This is a genomic window from Streptomyces sp. NPDC041968 (assembly GCF_055589025.1).
This window is the reverse complement of record NZ_JBVJCB010000007.1, coordinates 378077-397779: the sequence shown is the minus strand read 5'-3', so window position 1 is coordinate 397779 and position 19703 is coordinate 378077. Positions and strand designations below refer to the sequence as shown.

At 71.1% G+C, this 19703-nt stretch carries 14 protein-coding genes and 1 pseudogene; 4 read left to right on the top strand and 11 right to left on the bottom strand.

Annotated features, from left to right (window positions below; all coding sequences use genetic code 11):
* Window positions 1-5 precede the first annotated feature (5 nt).
* The 5 genes from ACZ6EG_RS19780 to ACZ6EG_RS19760 form a co-directional block, all read right to left on the bottom strand.
* Window positions 6-899 (bottom strand): beta/alpha barrel domain-containing protein, encoded by an 894-nt coding sequence (locus tag ACZ6EG_RS19780; protein ID WP_469606110.1) that lies wholly within the window; start codon window positions 897-899, stop codon window positions 6-8.
* A complete protein-coding gene (locus tag ACZ6EG_RS19775; protein ID WP_391972252.1) occupies window positions 896-1441 on the bottom strand; it encodes a nucleoside 2-deoxyribosyltransferase in 546 nt (181 codons plus the stop codon). The genes ACZ6EG_RS19780 and ACZ6EG_RS19775 overlap by 4 nt, the downstream gene beginning before the upstream one ends.
* A complete protein-coding gene (locus tag ACZ6EG_RS19770) occupies window positions 1438-2886 on the bottom strand; it encodes an aldehyde dehydrogenase family protein (RefSeq protein ID WP_469606106.1) in 1449 nt (482 codons plus the stop codon). Before ACZ6EG_RS19770 ends, ACZ6EG_RS19775 begins: the two co-directional genes overlap by 4 nt.
* An 829-nt stretch (window positions 2887-3715) precedes the next feature.
* Window positions 3716-5128, bottom strand: coding sequence for a condensation domain-containing protein (locus ACZ6EG_RS19765; RefSeq protein WP_469606103.1), 1413 nt, complete (start codon window positions 5126-5128; stop codon window positions 3716-3718).
* 340 nt (window positions 5129-5468) lie between these two features.
* Window positions 5469-5876, bottom strand: coding sequence for a response regulator transcription factor (locus ACZ6EG_RS19760; protein ID WP_391972255.1), 408 nt, complete (start codon window positions 5874-5876; stop codon window positions 5469-5471).
* Between the two features lie 1006 nt (window positions 5877-6882).
* Here ACZ6EG_RS19760 and ACZ6EG_RS19755 point away from each other — a divergent pair.
* The 3 genes from ACZ6EG_RS19755 to ACZ6EG_RS19745 are packed head-to-tail and all read left to right on the top strand — an operon-like array spanning window position 6883 to window position 12155.
* A complete protein-coding gene (locus tag ACZ6EG_RS19755) occupies window positions 6883-8742 on the top strand; it encodes an ABC transporter ATP-binding protein (RefSeq protein WP_469606099.1) in 1860 nt (619 codons plus the stop codon).
* The gene (locus tag ACZ6EG_RS19750) at window positions 8742-10577 is read left to right on the top strand and encodes an ABC transporter ATP-binding protein (RefSeq protein ID WP_469606096.1); all 1836 of its coding nucleotides are present in this window, start codon (window positions 8742-8744) and stop codon (window positions 10575-10577) included. Before ACZ6EG_RS19755 ends, ACZ6EG_RS19750 begins: the two co-directional genes overlap by 1 nt.
* A gap of 3 nt (window positions 10578-10580) precedes the next feature.
* A complete protein-coding gene (locus ACZ6EG_RS19745) occupies window positions 10581-12155 on the top strand; it encodes a class I adenylate-forming enzyme family protein (RefSeq protein ID WP_469606093.1) in 1575 nt (524 codons plus the stop codon).
* A gap of 38 nt (window positions 12156-12193) precedes the next feature.
* Here the strand turns inward: ACZ6EG_RS19745 and ACZ6EG_RS19740 are convergent.
* The 6 genes and pseudogenes from ACZ6EG_RS19740 to ACZ6EG_RS19715 all read right to left on the bottom strand — a co-directional run.
* Window positions 12194-12343, bottom strand: a pseudogene (locus ACZ6EG_RS19740) (pirin family protein); the annotation flags it as partial.
* Between the two features lie 61 nt (window positions 12344-12404).
* Window positions 12405-13529 carry an XdhC family protein gene (locus tag ACZ6EG_RS19735; protein ID WP_469606090.1) on the bottom strand — a complete coding sequence of 375 codons (1125 nt, stop codon included), beginning with the start codon at window positions 13527-13529 and terminating at the stop codon, window positions 12405-12407.
* A 13-nt stretch (window positions 13530-13542) separates the two neighbouring features.
* On the bottom strand, window positions 13543-14535 hold the full coding sequence (locus ACZ6EG_RS19730; protein ID WP_391972262.1) for an NAD(P)H-dependent flavin oxidoreductase: 993 nt from the start codon (window positions 14533-14535) through the stop codon (window positions 13543-13545).
* Window positions 14536-14543: 8 nt separating this feature from the next.
* Window positions 14544-15686: an acyl-CoA dehydrogenase family protein gene (locus ACZ6EG_RS19725; RefSeq protein WP_469606087.1), complete on the bottom strand. Its 1143-nt coding sequence runs from the start codon at window positions 15684-15686 to the stop codon at window positions 14544-14546.
* Window positions 15687-15723: 37 nt separating this feature from the next.
* A complete protein-coding gene (locus tag ACZ6EG_RS19720) occupies window positions 15724-16344 on the bottom strand; it encodes a TetR/AcrR family transcriptional regulator (RefSeq protein ID WP_391972264.1) in 621 nt (206 codons plus the stop codon).
* A 36-nt stretch (window positions 16345-16380) separates the two neighbouring features.
* Complete coding sequence (locus ACZ6EG_RS19715) at window positions 16381-18201, bottom strand: AMP-dependent synthetase/ligase (RefSeq protein WP_469606082.1); 1821 nt, start codon at window positions 18199-18201, stop codon at window positions 16381-16383.
* A gap of 287 nt (window positions 18202-18488) precedes the next feature.
* Between ACZ6EG_RS19715 and ACZ6EG_RS19710 the strand changes: the two genes are divergently transcribed.
* The gene (locus ACZ6EG_RS19710) at window positions 18489-19697 is read left to right on the top strand and encodes an acetyl-CoA C-acetyltransferase (RefSeq protein ID WP_391972266.1); all 1209 of its coding nucleotides are present in this window, start codon (window positions 18489-18491) and stop codon (window positions 19695-19697) included.
* Window positions 19698-19703: the final 6 nt, after the last annotated feature.

The window sequence follows — 19703 nt, the reverse complement described above, 5'->3', positions numbered from 1 at the left end:
TCACCTCATGACCTCTTGACACTGCGCCCGACCAGGTCCGCCACCGTGCCACCGTGTGCGCCCAGCCAGTCGTCGAAGCCCGCGCGGATGGCCCGGAGCGTGGCGTGCATGTCCCGGTGCAGTGCGGTGTAGACCTGGACGGCGTCGGCGCCCACGCTCAGGTACTCCGCCACGTCCTTGCCGTTCTCGACCCCGCCGCTGGCCATCACCGGCACCGTCAGCCCGGCGCGGCGCAGGCCGAAGATCTCGGCGAGCACGAGCGGTTTGATCCCGGGCCCCGAGTAACCGAACGCTCCTCCGAGGCGCACTTCACCGGTGTCCGCGTCGACGGCCAGTCCGGCGACGGTGTCGCTCAGGGTGATGGCGTCCGCACCGCAGGCCAGGGCCGCCTCGACGCGCTCCCGCACCCGCTCGCCGGCCGCCAGCTTGACGCTGAACGGCACCGGCGTCCGGCGGCGCACCGCATCGGTGTAGGCGGCGACGCGCTCCGGGGTGTCGTCCAGCCCGCCCTCCTCGTTCAGACAGGAGATGCCGAGTTCCAGGGCGGGGCTGCCCGCCTGCCTCACACGGTCGGCCAGCTCGGCGAGTTCGTCCGGGGACTCCGCGTGCACGGAGGCGATCACCGGCAGCCCGTCGTCGGCGAACCGGCGGAGCATCGCACACCAGTCACCGACCGGCCGACGGGAGTACGTGGTGCTGTTGAGCAGGCCGGTGGGCAGGCGCAGCAGACGTTCGTCGCCCGCGGGGCCGGGGTCGGGGTGGATGGTCTTGGTGACCACGGCTGACGCCCCGTCGTCGAAGAGGCGGCGGATGTTGCGCTCCTGGTCGGTGAGCAGACCGGAGCCCACCACGACGGGGGACGACAGCCGCAGCCCCAGAATCCGCGCGGTGCCGTTCACTCGGACATCACGGCCTCCCGGCCCAGCTTGTCGAGCAGCCGGAGCAGTTCGGCGGGGTGGGCGCGGGCCTCGGCCAGGTCGAACACCGTCACGTCGCCGACGGAGGGCAGCCCGCGCAGCAGATGGCTGGCGTTGGGCGCCATGGGCGTCGGCGTGACGACGACGATGGGCCTGCCGAGCGCGGAGGCCCAGCCGAGTTCGACGTGGGTGCCGTCGGTGCGCATCAGCTCGCCCGCGGCGTCCACCGGCAGCACCGGTACGAACACGTCGCAGCGGCGCATCCAGTCGTAGTCCCGGACACTGACCTGGTCCGGGGTGAACAGGGCGGTGTCGTCGCCGAACTTCTCGGCGACATGAGCGGAGAAGACCGTGCCGTTCGCGGCCGAGACGGCGTCGATGATGTCCCTGATCGCGTGCCGCAGCGGCTGGTGGAAGCCCTCGGCGCGGAGGGCGTGCTGGATGGGCCCGCCGACGAAGACACTGACTCCGGTCAGGTCGAGGCCCTCCGTCCTGTCGACGCCGGCCACCGTGGTGTCCCTCATGACATCTCCCGATCTGCTTGGCGAAGCGCGATGTGGCGCACCTTGAGCTGCGTGTACTCGTGAAGACCCCAGGGGCCGTACTCCACGCCGATCCCCGAGTCCCGATGGCCGCCGAACGGCACGTCGTGCCGCAGGACGCCGTGGGTGTTGATCCACACCGTTCCGCACCGCGGCCGGTCGGCCAGGGCCCGCGCCCGGTCCTCGTCGCCCCACAGGGAGCACCCCAGCCCGTACGGCGAGGCGTCGGCACGGTCGATCGCCTCCTGCGGGTCGTCGTACGGGACGACCGGGACGACCGGGCCGAACTGCTCCTCGTCCTCGAGGCGGGTGCCCGACGGGAGGTCGGTGACGACGGTGGGCGGATAGAAGTGGCCGGGCCGGTCGGGGACGAGGCCGCCGGCCAGGACCCGGGCGCCGGAGCGGACGGCCTCGTCCACCATGCCCGCGACGCGGTCCCGCTGGGCGCGGCTGACGAGCGGGCCGTACTCGGTGGCCGGGTCGAGCCCGTCGCCCACGACGGCGGCGCTCGCCAGGTCGGCCATGGCCGAGGCCAGACGGTGGTACTGCGTGCGGTGCGCGTAGACGCGTTTGACCGCGGCGCAGAACTGCCCGCTGTTCGTCATGGCCCGGGTGAACAGGTCCCCGGCGACGGCGTCGACGTCGGCGCCGGGGAGGACGACGGCAGGGTCGTTGCCGCCGAGTTCCAGCACGATCCGCTTGAGGCCGGCCGCGGCCTGCCGGGCGATGGCGCGTCCGGTGTCGACCGAACCGGTGAAGGACACCAGCCGGACCGCGGGGTGGACGGTGAGCCGGGCACCCGACTCCGTGCCGCCGCCCACGACCGCGAAGGTGCCGGCGGGCAGCACCTCCCGGAGGGTGTCGCCCATCATCAGGCTGGACAGCGGCGTGTCCGGGGAGGGCTTGAGGACCACGGTGTTGCCGGCCAGCAGCGCGGGCGCGATCTTGCACACGGCCAGCAGGACGGGGTAGTTGGAGGGCGCGATCGCTGCGACCACGCCGTGGGGGACGCGCTCCAGTGCGACGCGGACGGCGGGCTCGTCGACCAACCGTTGCGGACTCAGGTCCAGCCGGGCGGTATGGGCGAACCAGTCGGCCGCCAACCGCACTTCCGCCCGGGCGTGCCTCAGGGGTTTGCCCTGCTCCCGGGTGAGCAGGTCCGCCATCGGCTCCACGGCGGCCAGCAGGGCGCGGTGGCAGGCGAGAAGGTGCTCGCGACGGGTGTCGAGCGGCGTCGCCGCCCAGCCGGGGTGGGCGCGGAGCGCGTCGTCCAGGACCGCGTCGAACTGCTGGGGCGTGCACCCCGGGGTATGGGCGAACACCTCGCCGAGGGCGGGGTTCTCGACCGGTGCGGGTCCGTACCGCTCGGCCCCGACGCCTTCGGCCGGGGGTGTGCGGGTGACCGGCCCGGCGGCGCGGGCGTTCACCCGCAGCCCCCCGTCCGCTGCGGCACGCGGTCGAGACGGAACGCGGTTGGTCGGTGGGCGAGTCGGACTACGAGTACGGGCATATGCTCCCGCCAGGAGGAGGTCGCGTCGGGACGGTGGCCGAGGAGGGGAGGCGGACCGGTACGGGGTGCCGGGGCATCCCGCGGGCCGGGCCGGTCGGCGGTGGACGGTCGCGGTGGGCGCTTTCGCCGGGCATGCGCGCGGTGGCCGCCAGGACGGCGGGTCCGAGGCACTGGCCGGCGTCCGGTTGCGGGACCGCCGCGTTATTGCCTGACCTGACCTGTTCTGGGTGGCACGGAGAACAGTCTTGCCAGGGCGCGGTGAGGGTGCCACCCCCACTTTGGGCTATGGTCATCCGGCTACGCCGAACGCCCGGCCGGATGCGCCTGGCGGGTGCGGACGGGTGCGGGGACCATGAGGAAACGCGGATGTCCGCCGGCCACGCGCGCCTCAGCCGACGCGGGGACGCGCGAGGGGGCTCTCCGCTCTCCGGACTCTTCGCGGCCTCTGGAGGCGTGCACCGCACGTGTGCGCCGGAGTTGCCCATCGCTTGTCTTCCGTGCAGGCCTCTGCGGGGCATCGCCTTACCGCGCCTCACCGCGAGTCCGGACGACGGGTTGTTCCGGGGCACGGCCGCGCGAGCCACCGCACCCGGCACCACGGGCCGCGGCAGCGGGTCGGCGCAAGCGGCGCCCCGGGACGCGATGGCACCGGCAAGGCGGCCATGCCGCCGGAGCCTGCGGCCACAGCCCATGCGATGCGGTCCGGTGCCCTCGGCCGTGTCAGCCCGCCGGGGGGGCGAGGCCCGTCAGAGTCCGTCCGCCACCGCGTGTTCGGCGTGCTCGACGAGCGCGCGTTCGACGTCGTACAGGAAACCGCGGACCCCGGACGGCGTGAGCGCCCTGGCGTCGGCGTTGAGTACCAGCCGGACCCAGCCCGGTTCCTCGTCGTCGATCACCAGGAAGAAGGTTTCGCCCTCCTCGAACTCGTGGGACGCCACCACAGTGTCCGCCATCGCCATCCGCAGGGCGGCGCCGGACACGCGGCTCGCCCGGTCCCCTGCCGCCTCGGGCGGCCCGTGGCCCGCCCTGATGTCGTTGAAGCAATAGGACAGGTCGACGTGGACGCCCCGCTCACGGGTGGTGGCCTCGAACAGGTCCGACACCTCGTCCGGGTCGTAGAGACCGTTGGCGTAGGCGGCGGTGCAGGCGGCGAAGGCGCGGCGGGCGATGTCCTCGACGAGATCCCCCTCCAGGTCGACCGTCACGGCGACCTCGGCATGCAGGTTGGCGACGGTGCCGCGCAGCTCGGGGTCCGACCGGTTGGCCGTGAGCAGGCGCAGGGTGCACGAGGACGATCCGGCCCGCCGCCCGAGGAACTGGGCGACGACGGTCAGCAGCACCGCGGAGGTGCTCACCCGCCAGTGCCGCGCCAGCACCGGCAGTGCGAGTGCCACCGCCCGGGAGTCCAGAGCGGCGCTGTAGCGCACGGCCGCCGTGGATTCGCCGTCGGTGCCGGCCGACCGCCCGCCGGTCCCGTCCGGCACGGGGAACAAGGTGGCGGGCGCGCTCGCGAGTTGACGGCGCCAGTACGCATGGGCGCGACGCAGCAGGGCCTGGCCGCGCGGGGAACGCTCGAACCACGCCTGTTCGACGGGTTGCCGGGACGGCACGGCGGGCGGGAAGGGACGCCCGACGGAGGCGGCGTCGAGCAGCCGGGACGTCTCGTCGGCCAGCAGGCGCAGTGACATCAGGTCCGCCGCCAGATGGGACACGCAGAAGCCGGCGAGCACCGGTGCTCCGTCGGCGACGGTGACCATGAACCGGACCAGCGGGGCGCGAGCCGGCTCGAAGGGGGAGTGCCGCATGCGCAGCCGCCAGGCGTGCAGCACGCTCTCCTTGTCCTCACCGTCACCGATGGTCCACACCTCGGCCTCGAACTGCCCTGATGCGGCGACCCGTTGGACGAGGGCGCCGTCCGGGGTGTGGCTGAAACCGGTACGCAGCGACTCGTGGCGGCCCAGCAGTTCGGCGAAGACCGCGAGCAGCTCCTGCGCGGTGCCGCGGCCGGGCAGGTCGACCCAGTGGCACACGTTGTAGAAGGCCGCGTCCGGCAGTTGCCGCTCCATCAGGTTCCACATGTGCCGCTGGGCGCAGGTGGCCGGCGCTACGGCGGTCCGTCGCCCGCGGAACGGAACACGGTGCGTAACGGGCAGCGCCACGGCTCGCTCCTCTCCGGGGCTGTCACGGCCCCGCTCACCGTAGCTGCCGTCCGGCGCGGGCGGCACCGGTACATATGGCCCTGCCCGTTCGGGTACACCGGTCGTGCGCCCGCTTGAGACTTCCCCACGGAACGCCCGTCCCTGGAACATCGCCCCATGAACGTTGCCCGACGCGCCACGACGCGTGGTGGCCCGGTCACCGGGGCGGCGACCGGGCCGACGCCCCGTCCGCCACCCGCGACCACCGGGTGGGACCACCCGCGCCCGGTCACCGCGCCGCGAGACGGACGGCACGGTGACCGGGCGCGTGACGGGGACGCCCCCCGGCCGCTGAGGCCTGTCAGCAGCTGATGAGACCGTTCTGTATGGCCGTCACCACGGCGGCGGTCCGATTGGGCGCCCCCAGCTTCAGCAGCAGGCTGGCGACGATGCGCTTGACGCCATGGCTGGATATGCCGAGGCGCCGGGCGATCTGCTTGTTGCTCATGCCCTCGGCGAGCAGGAGCAGCACCTCGTTCTCCCGGGCGGTCAAGGAGACCTCGCGCTGCCGGTGGTGCCCCGACTCGCGGAGGCGGTGCAGCAGTCCTCTGGTGACGGAGGTGGGCATGGGCACCTCCCCCGCCAACGTCCGCCGAAGAGCGTCCTCGACCGCGGAGGCGGTCAACTCGTCCTCCACCAGGAACCCGTCGGGCACCGGGGGTCCGGCGAGTATCTCCTCGCGCACGTCGTCACTGCTGAGTAACAGCATTAACTTGGGCCGTCGGCGCCGGACGCCGGCGAGCACTCCGCGATCGCGGAGGTAATCGTCCTCGTGCAGCAGCAGGACGTCGACTCGACCCGCGCCCAAGGCATCCTCCACTTCCCTCCAGTCACCGCAGTGCCTGACCTCGCCCACGGAAGGGGCGTCCGACAGCACGGCTCGCAGCCCGAACCGCGGGGTTCCGTTGCGCACAAGAGTGGTCACCACGAGCTGGTCTCCTTGACAGGGGGGGTGGCACAGCGTCTGGCTCACTCGTACTCCTCCTCACTGCCGCCTTGCGCCTCTGGCCCCCCGGGAGAACGCGACTGCCCCCGTACCGGCGCGCCGGTACGGCCGAGTTGCCATGAACACGCAATAGCGACTCATGCTCAACAATGACGCTCACGGTACCCAGACGAATGGTTCCGGATCAACCATTCCCATGGTTTCGCGCGGGCGGCCGGCACGCCCCCTGCAATGCCCACCACGCACGCGATCCGCCCACTGTTTAATTTTCACCTACTTGCTGCATTTCACACCTCAGAGCCAGGCTTTCGTTTTTCTCGAAAAACAAGTAGCTTCCATGCCGAGGGAAGCCCGCACCCCATTGCACCGCTGCGGGAAAAACTCGACGACGCAGCCCGAACCTCGATCCACCACACCACAGAAACACCCTCTGAGCAGGGGCGACATCCGTCCGTCCCGGCGCGCCGCCATCCCGGCCACGCCGCCTCGTCACGCGCCGGATGAACACTCGCCTGCTTCGGCCCGCGGGTCGGCGCCCTGCTCGGATCTCCTGTACGCGGCCCTCCGCGGAACACATCGGAGAGCAGCGACCACTTCCCGCGGCGCCCGGCGACGCCCCGGTGCCATTTTCAAGCCAGGCTGGAAAACCCCGCGCGTCCGGGAGCCGCAAAATTCGGGAAGCAATGGCCGAAACCATGGGCCGATCATTTTTTCCGGGACCCGCCGGTTCGCATGTGACCCAGCCACCGACCCCTGAGAAGGAGTGCCGATGACCGCCGAGACCGTCCCCCCGGGGAAGGATCCGGCCGACACAGCGGGCCCGGACGGCGCCGCTCACGGTGCCGAGGCGCGGGCCGGCGTGGCCCGCTGGCTGCTGGCGCAGATGCGGCCGTTCCGGCCGTACATCGCCCTCCATCTGCTGGGCAGCCTCGTCTGGCAGTCGCTGAACGCGGCGATCCCCCTGGTCGTCGGCCTGGCCTTCGACGCGGTCCTCGACCACGACGGATCCGCACCCGACTTCGGCACCTTCCACGCCATCGTCGCCGTTCTGCTGGCGCTCGTGGTCGTCCGGGCGGCGGGCGGCATCGTGGCCACCTACTGCCTGGAGTCCTTCGCCAGCGGGCTGGAGCGCGAGGCGCGCGCCCAGGTCTTCGCCAGTCTGCTCCGCAAGAGCCAGGGCTACTTCAACCGACGCCGGATCGGCGACCTGTCCGCCCGTGCCACCGGTGACACCGAGTCTCTGAACCTGATGGTGTCGCCCGGCTTCGACATGGCGGTCGACCTGGCCCTCAACGTGCTGATGCCGATCGTCTTCATCGCCCTGGTGGACCCGCGGCTGCTGCTGTCACCGGTCGTCTTCGTCCTGCTGTTCGCGGTGGCCCTCGCCGAGCAGGGGCGGCGCCTGGAGCCCGTGTCGGACCTGGCCCGGGAGCGCTTCGGCGACATGACGGCCCAAACCACCGAGAGCGTCGCCGGGGTCGAGGTGGTCGAGTCGACGGGCGGCGTCGACCAGGAGCGTGACCGGTTCGCCGAACTGGCCACGGCCTACCGCGACGCCTCCGTGCGTCAGATCCGCACTCAGGCGCTGTCCTTTCCCCCACTGCTGCTGACCCTGGCCACCGCGGGCACCCTGGTGCACGCGGTGGTCCTGCTGCGTGGGGGTTCCCTGAGCATCGGCGAACTCGTCGCCGTGCTCGGTCTGATGGGCACCCTGCGCGCTCCCACCCAGCTCGCCTCCTTCAGCCTCGGGCTCATCCACCTCGGCATGGCCGGGGCCCAGCGGATCAAAGAGGTCGTCGACGACCCGGACGGCGAGGACGAGCGGGGCGGCCCGCATGCCGCGCCGCTCACCGGTGAGGTCGCCATGGAGCACGTCACCTTCGGTTACGAACCCGGCGAGCCGGTGCTGTCCGACGTGTCGTTCCGGGTGGCTCCCGGCAGCACCGTGGCCGTCGTCGGTGCCACGGGCAGCGGCAAGTCCACGCTCCTGCACCTGCTGAATCGCACCTACTCCCCCGACGCGGGGCGCGTGCTGGTGGACGGGGTCGCCACCACGGAATGGGACACCGGGTCGCTGCGCTCGCAGATCGCGGTCGTCGAACAGGACGTGGTGCTGTTCTCCCGCACCATCGCCGAGAACCTCGCGCTCGGCGCGGAGAGCGGCGTCGGCCGCGCCGAACTGGAGGCCGCGGCCCGTACCGCCCAGGCCCACGACTTCATCACGGCGACCGAGCATGGCTACGACACCGTCCTCGGCGAACGCGGGGTCACCCTGTCCGGCGGGCAGCGTCAGCGCCTGGCCATCGCCCGCGCGCTGGTGGCCGATCCCCGCGTCCTCGCCGTGGACGACGCGACCAGCGCCGTCGACGCCGTCACCGAGCACGATCTGCAACGCGCCATGCGGCAGGCCTCGGCCGGGCGGACCACGTTCCTCGTCACACCCAGACTGTCCCGTATCCGTGCCGCGGACCACATCCTCGTCCTGGACGCCGGCCGGATCGTCAGCCAGGGCAGCCACGAACAGCTCCTGCGGGACTGCTCGTTCTACCGACGGATCTTCGCGCCCTACCTGGACGAGCCGGCTTCCTCCGGCCCGCGCACCGTGGGCGACAGGAAGGAGAGCCACTGATGGCGCACTTGCTGGAGGGCATCGAGCAGGACGGCTACGACCGCCGCTACCGCGATCGCGAGCTGGCCCGCCGTATCGCCCCCTACTTCCGCAACAGGGGCGGCACGGTGGCGTTCGTGGCCGTCGCCGTGGTCGTCGCCGCCGCGGCGGGCAGCGCCGTACCCCTGCTGCTGGCCAGAACCGTCGACTCCGCCCTGGGTGACGACCGCGACGACCGGGTGGCCTGGCTGGTGACGGCGGTCCTCGCCGCGGGCACGCTCGCCTGGCTGTTCACCTACCTCCAGGAGCGGATGGCCGGCACCCTGGTCAGCGACGTCGTCCTCAGCCTGCGCCGACGCGTGTTCGAGGCGGCCATGCGACAGGACATGACGTTCCACGACACCTACGCCACCGGTGTGGTGGTCAGCCGGGTCACCAATGACACACAGGCGTTCGCGACGCTGATCAGCCTGGTCCTCAGCCTGCTCGGCCAAGTACTGATGATCGTCATCCTGCTGACCGCGCTGTTCCTGATCCACGTGCCGCTGGCCCTGGTGACGACGCTCGTCGCCGCGGTCGTCGTCGCCGTCAGCCTCGCCTTCCGGCGCGCCGCGCGCAGCGCCTCCCTGCGGCAGCAGGAGGCACTGGCCGAGGTCAACGGCTATGTGCAGGAAACCCTGCGCGGCATCGCCGTGACGCGCAACCACAGCCATCAGCGGACCGCGCAAGCCGGACTCGACGAGGTCAACCACCGCTGGTTCCGGGCGAGCGTGCGGTTGAACCGCATGTTCAGCGGCATCTTCCCGCTGTTGATCTCGCTGACCGGGCTGGGCACGGTCGCGGTGGTCCTGCTGGGCGGCCACGGCGTGGACTCCGGCAGTGTGACGGCGGGTCAGTGGGTGCTGTTCCTGGAGGCGCTGGTCCTGTTCTGGTCGCCGCTCACCAGCATCGCCTCCTTCTGGAGCCAGCTCCAGAAGGGACTGGCCGCCGGGGAACGGGTCTTCGCGCTCGTCGACCGCGAGCCCGCGGTGCGTCAGCGCGACAGCCTCCCCGTCCCGCGCCTGCGCGGCGAGATCACGCTGCGCGACGTCCGCTTCGGCTACGACGCCCAGCACCCCGTTCTCAAGGGTGTGAGCCTGACCGTCCCGGCGGGCCGCACCGTGGCGCTCGTCGGACACACCGGGGCCGGCAAGTCCAGCCTGGTGCGGCTGATCACGCGCGCGTACGAGTTCCAGGAGGGAAGCATCGAGATCGACGGGCAGGACGTGCGCACCCTGGACCTCGACCAGTACCGGCGCTGCCTCGGTGTCGTGACGCAGACCCCGTTCCTCTTCTCCGGGACGGTCGCCGACAACATCGCCCGCGGGCGGCCGGGCGCCACCCGCGACGACGTCGAGGCCGCCGCACGCGCGGTGGCGGACGGCGACTGGCTGGCCCAGCTCCCGCAGGGCCTGGACACCCCCACCGACGAGGGCGGACGCAATCTGTCCACCGGTCAGCGACAGCTCGTCGCCCTCGCCCGGGTCTTCCTCCAGGACGCTCCGGTGTTGATCCTCGACGAGGCCACGGCCAGCATCGACCCCCTGACGGAGGCACAGGTGCAGGAAGGTCTGGACGCCCTCGCCAAGGAGCGCACCACCATCGTCGTCGCCCATCGGCTGCCCACCGTCCGCAAGGCCGACACGATCGTCGTCGTCGACGACGGACGGATCACCGAGGAGGGCGACCACACGGCCCTGCTGGCCCGTGACGGTGCCTACCACCGCCTGTACGACCGGTACTTCCGCCACCAGGAACCTGACGACGACCCCGCCGACGACCCGCGTCTGCTGTCCGTCGTCGAGAGGAAGGCGTGAGCGATGGCCACCAAGTCCGGCACCGGGAAGGCACCCCTTCCCGTGACCCTCGACGACCTGCTCGACCGCGCGTCCCGCGCCCGTCCGGACGCCGTCGCGGTGCGCTGCGGGGGCCAGGCCCTCACGTACGGGGACGTGCACGCGAGGGTGCGGGCCACCGCGCGCCGATGGGACTCCCTCGGCCTCCCTTCGCACGGCACGGCGGCGCTGCTCCTGGAGAACACCCCGGAATGCGTCATCGCCTTCCTCGCCGCCGCGCGCCTCGGGGTACGCCTGGTCCCCCTCGAGCCCGGCACGACCCGGCCCCAACTGGCCGCCCTGCGGGCCGCGACGGGCCCTCTGTTCGTCGCGGGACACGAGGCGCAACTCCGCGCGCTCGGCGGCGGCGGCGAGGAGGAGGATCCGCTCGACGACCGCGTCCTCGTCTCCGTGGACGAACCGGCCGACGTCGCGGACACACCCGCACGGCGAGGCCCCACCCGTAGGCCCGACGACGAGCCGCGGACCGCCGAACCCGACGCCCCCTTCCTGTACCAGTACACGTCCGGCTCGACCGGGGAACCCAAGGCGGTCGTTCACACGCAGCGCAACCTCGTCAACGGCGGCGGGATCTACACGCGCGCCTACGGCGTCGGCGAGGACGACCGCGTCCTGGTCGCCGTCCCGCTGCTGCACTCCTTCGGCATGGTCGCCGGGCTGGTCACCGCTCTGCGGGCCGGGGCGCAGCTCGTTCTCCTCGGCCGCTTCACCCCCGCACGGCTCCTGAGTGCCCTGGACGAGCACGCCTGCACGGTGCTGGTCGCCGCCCCCATGGCCTACGACCTGACGACACGCGCGGCCGCCGCCTCTCGCCCCCCGCGACCGCCGCGCGCCCTGCGGCTGTGCCTCTCCTCGGGGGCCGCCCTGCCGCCGGCTGTGGCACAGCGGGCCCGGGAACGGCTCGGCTTGGACGTCCAGCAGGTCTACGGCTGCACGGAGGCCGGGGTCATCGCCGCGCACCGGCCCGAGGACGGCCCCGGCGCGGGCCACGGCGTGGGCCGCCCCCTGCCCGGCGTACAGGTCCGTGTCGTCGACGACCACGGGCAGGAGGTGCCGAGGGGCGAGGAGGGGGCGCTACTGGTCCGCACACCGGCGATGTTCACGCACTACCTCGGCCATCCCGAGGCCACCCGGCGGGCCTTTCGCGACGGCTGGTACGCCACCGGCGACGTGGCCCGCATCGCCCCGGAGGGCCACCTGCACCTGGTCGGCCGCAAGGACTCCTTCATCAACGTGGGTGGCAAGAAGGTGAACCCCCTTGAGGTGGAACGGGCCCTCCTCGCCCACCCGTCGGTCGCCGAGGCGGTCGTGTGGGGCGAGGAGACGGGTGACACCGGCGAACGCGTCCGGGCCGCCGTCGTCGCCCTGGCTCCGTTGCCCGCGGCGGAACTGACGTCCCACTGCCGTGCCCGCCTCCTCTCCCACCAGGTCCCCACCGCGGTCGACTTCGTCTCCGCCCTTCCGAAGAACTCCATGGGCAAGGTCCGGCGCGCGGCGGTCCGCGCCACCACCCCGGGCGTCGACGGCAACGGCGTGTAGGAGCGCCGTGCCGCCGAGATCAATCGATCAGGGGGTCGACGAACCCTTCCGCGAGGCTTCAGCGGTACCGCCGGCAGCTCGGGGGCGGCCGGCGGGGCGCCGTCGTACCCCTTGACCTCCCCGAACCGCGACCCTTCCGTCCAGCCCCGGCGGGCCTGGACGATCTCCTCCTGAGAGCGCCCGATCCAGCCTTCGGCTCCGTCCGGGAGTTGGGGAGTGCCATGGGTACCGTCTCGTCGTTCGGTCCCGTCACCGAGCACCACCCGAGCACCGGTGGATGGGGGTGTGGGCGCCGGTCAGGGAGGCGCCCGTGCCACCGTGGCGGGTCGCGACGATCTCGGCGGCGATGGACAGGGCCGTCTCCTCGGGGGTGCGGGCGCCGAGGTCGAGGCCGATGGGCGACCTGAGGCGGGCCAGCTCCCGGTCGCTCAGCCCGGCCTCGCGCAGGCGGGCCTCGCGGTCGAGGTGGGTGCGGCGGGAGCCCATCGCGCCGACGTACGCCACCGGAAGGCGCAGCGCCAGCCGGAGCAGCGGGATGTCGAACTTGGCGTCGTGGGTCAGAACGCACAGCACCGTGCGCGCGTCGACCTCGGTGCGCCCCAGGTACTCGTGCGGCCACTCGACGACGATGTCGTCCGCCCCTGGGAAGCGGACCGCGGTGGCGAAGACGGGACGGGCGTCGCACACCGTCACGTGGTAACCGAGGAACTTGCCGACCCGCACCAGCGCCGAGGCGAAGTCGATCGCGCCGAAGACGATCATGCGGGGGGCCGGGACGGAGGACTCGATCAGCAGGGTGAGCGGTGCTCCGCAACGCGAGCCCTGCTCTCCGATCTCCAGCGTGCCGGTGCGCCCGGCGTCCAGGAAGGCGCCGGCCTCGGCGGCCACCGTGCGGTCCAGCTCGGGGTGGGCGCCGAAACCGCCCTCGACCGTGCCGTCCGGGCGGACGAGGAGGGCGCGGCCCGTCAGCCCGGCCGGGCCGCTGACGATCCGCGCCAGCGCCGCCGCCCCCCGTGCGGCGGTGGCGAGCGCGGCGGCCAGCACCGGACGGGCGGGATCGTCCGCCCGTACCGGGGTGACGAGGATGTCGATGACGCCGCCGCAGGTCAGCCCCACGGCGAAGGCGTCCTCGTCGCTGTAGCCGAAGCGTTCCAGGACGGTTTCGCCGTCCTGGAGCGCCTGCCGGCACAGCTCGTACACGGCGCCTTCCACACAGCCGCCCGAGACCGAGCCGATCGCCGTGCCGTCGGCATCCACCGCGAGGGCGGCGCCGGGCGGCCGGGGCGCGCTGCCGCCGACGGCCACCACGGTGGCCACGGCGAAGTCACGGCCCTGCCCGACCCACCGGTCCAGCTCTTCGACGATGTCCAGCATCTTTCCCGGTCGCCTAGTCGGTTCCGGTCGGTGACACCCGGCGAGTGGCGGCCAGCCGTCCGGAGATGAGCGCCTCGGCCTCCGCCACGATCCGCCGCACGACGTCCCGGACGGTCGGGATGTCGCCGATAAGGCCCTGGGCCATGCCGGCGCTCCAGATGCCGGCGTCCAGGTCCCCGTCCTCGAACACCTTGCGCCCCCTGGTCCCGGCAACCAGCTCCCGTACGTCCGGGAACTGGCCCCCGCCGTGGAGTATGTCGACGACCTTCCTGCTGACCGAATTGCTCGCCACCCGGGCGGTGTTGCGCAGGGGACGGAAGATCAGCTCGGTGTCGAGTTCGCTGTTGGCGACGATCTGTTCCTTGACACGCCGGTGTACGGGGGATTCCGCGGTGCACAGGAAGCGGGTGCCCATGTTGATGCCCTCGGCGCCCAGCGCGAGAGCGGCCACCAGACCGCGGCCGTCCGTGAATCCGCCGGAGGCTATGACCGGAATGGACACCCGTTGCGTGGTCGCGGGAATGAGGACGAGGCCCGGGACGTCGTCCTCCCCGGGGTGGCCGGCGCATTCGAAGCCGTCGATGCTCACGCCGTCGACGCCGATCTTCTCGGCCTTCACCGCGTGCCGGACGCTGGTGCACTTGTGCAGCACCTTGACACCGTGGGCGCGGAACTCCGGAAGATGCTCCGCGGGGTTGAAGCCAGCGGTCTCGACGACCTTCACGCCGGATTCGATGATCGCACGGCGGTATTCGTCGTACGGGGGCGGGTTGATCGACGGCAGGATGGTGAGGTTGACGCCGAACGGCTTGTCGGTCATCTCCCGGCAGCGTGCGATCTCCTCGACGAGCGCCTCCGGTGTCGGTTGAGTCAGAGCCGTCAGGAAGCCGAGCGCGCCCGACTCGGCAACTGCGGCGACGAGTTGCGCCCGGCCCACCCACTGCATGCCGCCTTGGACGATCGGGTGTTCCACGCCGAACGTCTCGCAGAAGCGTGTGGTCAGCATCGCGGCTCCTACAGTCCGTAGGTCTTGCCGATGATGTCCCGCTGGATCTCGCTCGTGCCGCCGTACACCGTGGACACGACGGTCGAACGGAGCAGGGCTTCCATGCCGTACTCCGTGGCGTATCCGTAACCGCCCATCATCTGCATGCCTTCCAGGGTCACGTGTTTGGCGAGCTCGGTGCACTTGAGCTTCGCCATGGACGCTTCGCGCGCGAACACCCGGCCGGGTTCGGCGTCGATCGCGCGGGCGACGTCGTCGAGGAGCAACTGGGCGCATTCGAGTTCGGTGGCCATGTCGGCGATCCGGTGCTTGAGCGCTTGGAAGGAGCCGATGGGACGGCCGAACTGTTCGCGCTGGCGGACATAGGTGAGGGTGTCGTCGAAGGCCCGTCGTGCGACGCCCAGCATCAGGGCGGCGAGGATCATCCGTTCCAGGTTCAGCCCGGCCATGAGCTGCGTCCAGCCCTGTCCGGGCTCGCCGACCACCGCGGAGTCGGGCAGGAAGCAGTCGGTGAAGTAGAGGTCGTTGACGTCCCTGCCGCCCATGGTGTCGATGCCTCTGACCTGAAGGCCGTCGGCGTCGGCCGGCACCATGAACTGAGTGATTCCGTGGTGTTTCGACTCCCCTTGCTCCGTGCGGGCGATCAGCAGGATGTGGTCGGCGAAATGAGCGTTGGAGCACCAGGTCTTCTGGCCGTTGACCAGGTATCCGCCGGTGGTGCGTTCCGCACGGCAGGTCAGGGCGCCCACGTCGGAGCCGGCTCCGGGTTCCGACATCGAGATGGCCTCGACCCGGCCGGCGGCCACGCCTTCGAGTACGGTGCGCTTCTGCTCCTCGGTGCCGAACTTCTCGTAGGCGGAGGCCGCGATGACGGTGGTGCCGAAACCGCTGATGGGGGCCAGCCCGTACGAGGTCTCTTGGAGGAACAGGCAGAGATCGGTCATTCCCTGGCCCGCGCCTCCGTACTCCTCGGGGATCGCTATGCCGAGCCAGCCCAGGTGCGCCATCTTCTCGTACAGCTTCTGGTTGTGCTGCTCCTGACCGTTTGCGGTCAGCTTGTCGCGCTGTTCCTTTGTTCCGCACTCGCGGCGGCAGAAGTCGGCGATCGCCTTGACCAGGTCGCGGCGTTCATCTGACAGGACTCGGGGCATGGACTTCTCTCCTTGGCAGGGGCGCTGAAGGGTGGAGTCACTTGTCGCGCAGGGCGGGGTAGACCGTGTCGACCAGGTGGAGAACGGTGCGTGTGAGCATCACGTGCAGGTCGCTGCGGCTGAGGGTGCCGCGCACCAGCCATTCGCGGGAGGCGGCCTTGAGCATGCTGCTGTGGGCGCGGATCATCGCCCGGAGCTTCTCCCGGCCCTCGGTGACGTCGGCCATCATGGCGGCCTCGAGGACACGGTCGGTCGCGATCTCGTCGGCTTCGAGCATGATCTGGTCGATCTCCGGGTCGCTGCCGAGCGCTTCCAGGCCGATCGCGGACAGCCACATCTCCCGGTTGCGTTCCACGACCTCGAGCCACCGGTCGACGCAGATCGAAACGCGCTCTTCCGCGGTGGTCGGCGGCAGCCGCTGCGAGACGGACGCCGGCACGACCATCATCTGCCGGACCACCTCCAGGTACAGCTGCCGCTTCCCGCCGAAGTAGTGGCTGACCAGGGCACGGGCCACTCCTGCCTCGGAGGCGATGTCCGCGATGGACACCGTGCTGTAGCTCTTGGCCCCGAACAGCCTGCGGGCGACGCCGAGGATCTCGGCTCGCCGGGCGTCCGGCTCCATCCTGCGGCGCGGGGCCTGGCGCTGAACGCCCATGTGGTGGTTCCTTCCGTGGTCGCGGGTGTACTGGACCTATGTGTACATCGACTCGATCGTGGCGGCGTGCGCTTCGTCTATGGCGCGGCGGCGAAGGCTCAGCTTGGGTGTCAGCTCGCCGGTCTCGGCGGTCCAGGGGCCCGCGAGGACACGGTGATTCTTCACCTGCTCCGTGCGCGACAGCACCGCGTTGGCCTCGGCCACGGCCTGGTCGAGCGCCGCGTGGACCTTCGGGTGACGGGCCAGCGCGTCCACATCGGACGCGTCGGCGACACCGTTCGCCCGTGCCCACAGCGGGGCCGTCTCCTCGTCCAGTACCAGCAGGGCGGTGACGTAGCGCCGCCGGTCCCCGATGACGACGGCATGGGCGATCAGAGGGTGCGCTCGCAGGAGGGACTCGATCTTGGTGGGGGCGATGTTCTTCCCGCCGTCAGTGATGATGATCTCCTTCTTGCGGTCGGTGATGGTGACGAAGCCACGTGAATCGACCGCTCCCACGTCTCCGGTGGGCAGCCAGCCCTCCGCGTCGGTCGCAGGCTCGATGCCACCATCGCTTTGCAGGTAACCGGCGAACACGACCGGTCCCCTGACGAGGAGTTCGCCGTCATCGGCTGCCTTGACCTCGATGCCCGGTCCCGGCCTCCCGACCGAGCCGAGTGCGAAGGCCCCGGGGGTGCTGACCGTTGCCGCGCCGGTGGTCTCGCTCAGTCCCCACACCTCGTACACCGGCAGGGACACGCTCGCCAGGAACTCCAGTACGCGGGTCGGAATCGGTGCCGCGCCGCTGAAGGCCCTGTGGCATTCGTCGAGTCCGATCGCGGCCCGGACCGGCCGCATCACCCGGGTATCGAGTTGCTCCAACACCTCGGCGAGCTTTGCCGGGACGTCCTTGCCGTCGGAGCGGAGCAGGTACGCCTCCAGGGCGGTCTTCCGGGCCTGCTCCATGGCCGCGGACCGTTCCTCAGGCAGTGCCGCGAGCTTCGCCCGCAGGCCGGCGGCGAGCTTCTCCCACACCCGGGGCACGCCGAAGAAACCGTGCGGACGCACCGTGAGGAGCGTGGGCAGGAGTTGATCGGGCTCAGGGCAGATCGTGACGTGGCCCGCGTTGCAGATGGGCATGTAGATGCCCAGGACCCGCTCGGCGATGTGGGCCAGGGGAAGGTACGCGACCGAGCGCGGGTGGTCCGGCACCTTGACGAGCTGCTCCTGCATCAGGCACTCGTGGATCACGTTGCGATGGGAGAGCACCACGCCCTTGGGGTCACCGGTCGTACCCGAGGTGTAGGCAAGGGTCAGCGGATGGTCGGTGGTGACGGCGTCCGTGAGCTCTTCGAACCCGGCGTCGTCGGGAGGCACCGCGCCGCGTACGGCCGTGTAGCTGACGAAACGCGGGTCGTCGGCAGGAGCGGCGTCCCAGTCGAGCACGACGACGGCGCGCAGCTTCGGCAGGTCGTCCAGGACCGGACGCCACCGCCGCATCTGTTCCTTGCCTTCCAGGACGAGGACGGCAGCCGCGCTGTGCCGGGCCAGGGCGCCGATCTGCTCGGTGCTCAGCGTGTCGTACGTGCTGCAGGGCAGGGCACCGACATGGACCGCGGCCAGGTCGGCGATCCAGTGCTCCGCCCGCTTGGACATGGCGATGAGCATGCGATCGCCCCGGTTCAGTCCCAGGGCCACCAGGCCACGGGTGACCGCGGCGACCTCGGCGCGCAGCTGCGACCAGGTCAGGGTCCCGGCGTCCGGGCCGATACCGGTGGTCAGCGCCGGACGCTCAGCGTACTGATGGGCGTTGCGTCGTAGTAGTGCGGTGATCGTCAGCCCTTCGACAGACTCGTGCAACTGCTCTGCTGTGGCCATGACGGGTCCCCTCCCTCGCGAGACGTGAGCGGATTGCTGAGCGGACCCCACAGTGAACCGCTCTTGGCGACGAGTCAATAGAGGCGTACACCCGAGCGCTCAGCACCATCGCCGAACTCGCATTGCCTCTCACACTTCGGCCAGCACCAAGCGATGTGACGGTGCCTCAACGCTATTGACGGATAGCCAACAAACGCTCTTACTTGTCCCCACCGGATCCACCACCTGCACCCGGAGTGCCCGGATCGGCAGCACGTCGCCTGCCGACGAGAGGAAGTGCCAGGACAGTGACTGAAGCATTCATCTACGATGCGATCCGCACCCCGCGCGGTCGGGGCAAACGGGGTTCGCTGCACCATGTCAAGCCGGTCTCACTGGTGACGGGCCTGATCGACGAGATCCGCCGCCGTCATCCCGGTCTGGACCCGGACCGTCTGGACGACGTCGTGCTCGGCGTCGTCTCCCCGGTCGGTGACCAGGGCATGAACATCGCCAAGACGGCGGCGCTGGCGGCGGGACTGCCGGACCACGTGGCCGGCGTCCAGCTCAACCGGTTCTGCGCATCGGGGCTGGAGGCGGTGAACACGGCCGCGCAGAAGGTCCGTTCCGGCTGGGAGCGCCTGGTGATCGCCGGCGGCGTGGAATCCATGTCGCGCGTGCCGATGGGCAGCGACGGCGGTCCGATGGCCGCGGATCCCGAGACCGCCTTCGACACGTACTTCGTGCCGCAGGGCATCGGCGCCGACCTGATCGCGACCATCGAGGGCTTCTCGCGCGACGACGTCGACGCGTACGCGGTCCGGTCGCAGCAGCGTGCCGCTCAGGCCTGGTCCGGCGGCTACTTCGCCAAGTCCGTGGTGCCGGTCAGGGACCGCAACGGCGTCATCGTGCTCGCCCAGGACGAGCACATGCGTCCGGAGACGACGGCGGCGGCGCTCGGCGAGCTGAAGCCCTCGTTCGCGGACCTCGGCACCATGGCGGGCTTCGACGCGGTGGCTCTGCAGAAGTACCACTGGGTGGAGCGCATCGAGCACGTACACACCCCAGGCAACGCCTCGGGGATCGTGGATGGTTCGGCGCTCGTCCTGGTCGGTACGGAGCAGGCGGGAACGGAGTGCGGCCTGGTACCACGGGCGCGCGTCGTGGCGACCGCGGTCAGCGGAGCCGACCCGACGATCATGCTCACCGGACCGGCGCCGGCCACCCGCAAGGCGCTGGACCTCGCCGGTCTGACGGTGGACGACATCGACCTGTTCGAGATCAACGAAGCCTTCGCCTCGGTGGTCCTGCGCTACGTCAAGGACCTCGGTCTGCCGTGGGAGAAGGTCAATGTCAACGGTGGCGCCATCGCCATGGGACATCCACTCGGCGCCACGGGGGCCATGCTGGTGGGCACCGCCCTGGACGAACTCGAGCGCCGCTCCGCGCGACGGGCCGTGGTCAGCCTCTGCGTGGGTGGCGGCATGGGCATCGCCACCGTGATCGAACGGCTGTGACCCCCT

Bases quoted from the DNA above. Each gene is read 5' to 3' on its own strand.
- ACZ6EG_RS19715 (WP_469606082.1), bottom strand. From the start codon at position 18,201: ATGGCCACAGCAGAGCAGTTGCACGAGTCTGTCGAAGGGCTGACGATC.
- ACZ6EG_RS19745 (WP_469606093.1), top strand. From the start codon at position 10,581: ATGGCCACCAAGTCCGGCACCGGGAAGGCACCCCTTCCCGTGACCCTC.
- ACZ6EG_RS19750 (WP_469606096.1), top strand. From the start codon at position 8,742: ATGGCGCACTTGCTGGAGGGCATCGAGCAGGACGGCTACGACCGCCGC.
- ACZ6EG_RS19760 (WP_391972255.1), bottom strand. From the start codon at position 5,876: ATGCTGTTACTCAGCAGTGACGACGTGCGCGAGGAGATACTCGCCGGA.
- ACZ6EG_RS19755 (WP_469606099.1), top strand. From the start codon at position 6,883: ATGACCGCCGAGACCGTCCCCCCGGGGAAGGATCCGGCCGACACAGCG.
- ACZ6EG_RS19735 (WP_469606090.1), bottom strand. From the start codon at position 13,529: ATGCTGGACATCGTCGAAGAGCTGGACCGGTGGGTCGGGCAGGGCCGT.
- ACZ6EG_RS19725 (WP_469606087.1), bottom strand. From the start codon at position 15,686: ATGCCCCGAGTCCTGTCAGATGAACGCCGCGACCTGGTCAAGGCGATC.
- ACZ6EG_RS19720 (WP_391972264.1), bottom strand. From the start codon at position 16,344: ATGGGCGTTCAGCGCCAGGCCCCGCGCCGCAGGATGGAGCCGGACGCC.
- ACZ6EG_RS19730 (WP_391972262.1), bottom strand. From the start codon at position 14,535: ATGCTGACCACACGCTTCTGCGAGACGTTCGGCGTGGAACACCCGATC.
- ACZ6EG_RS19775 (WP_391972252.1), bottom strand. From the start codon at position 1,441: ATGAGGGACACCACGGTGGCCGGCGTCGACAGGACGGAGGGCCTCGAC.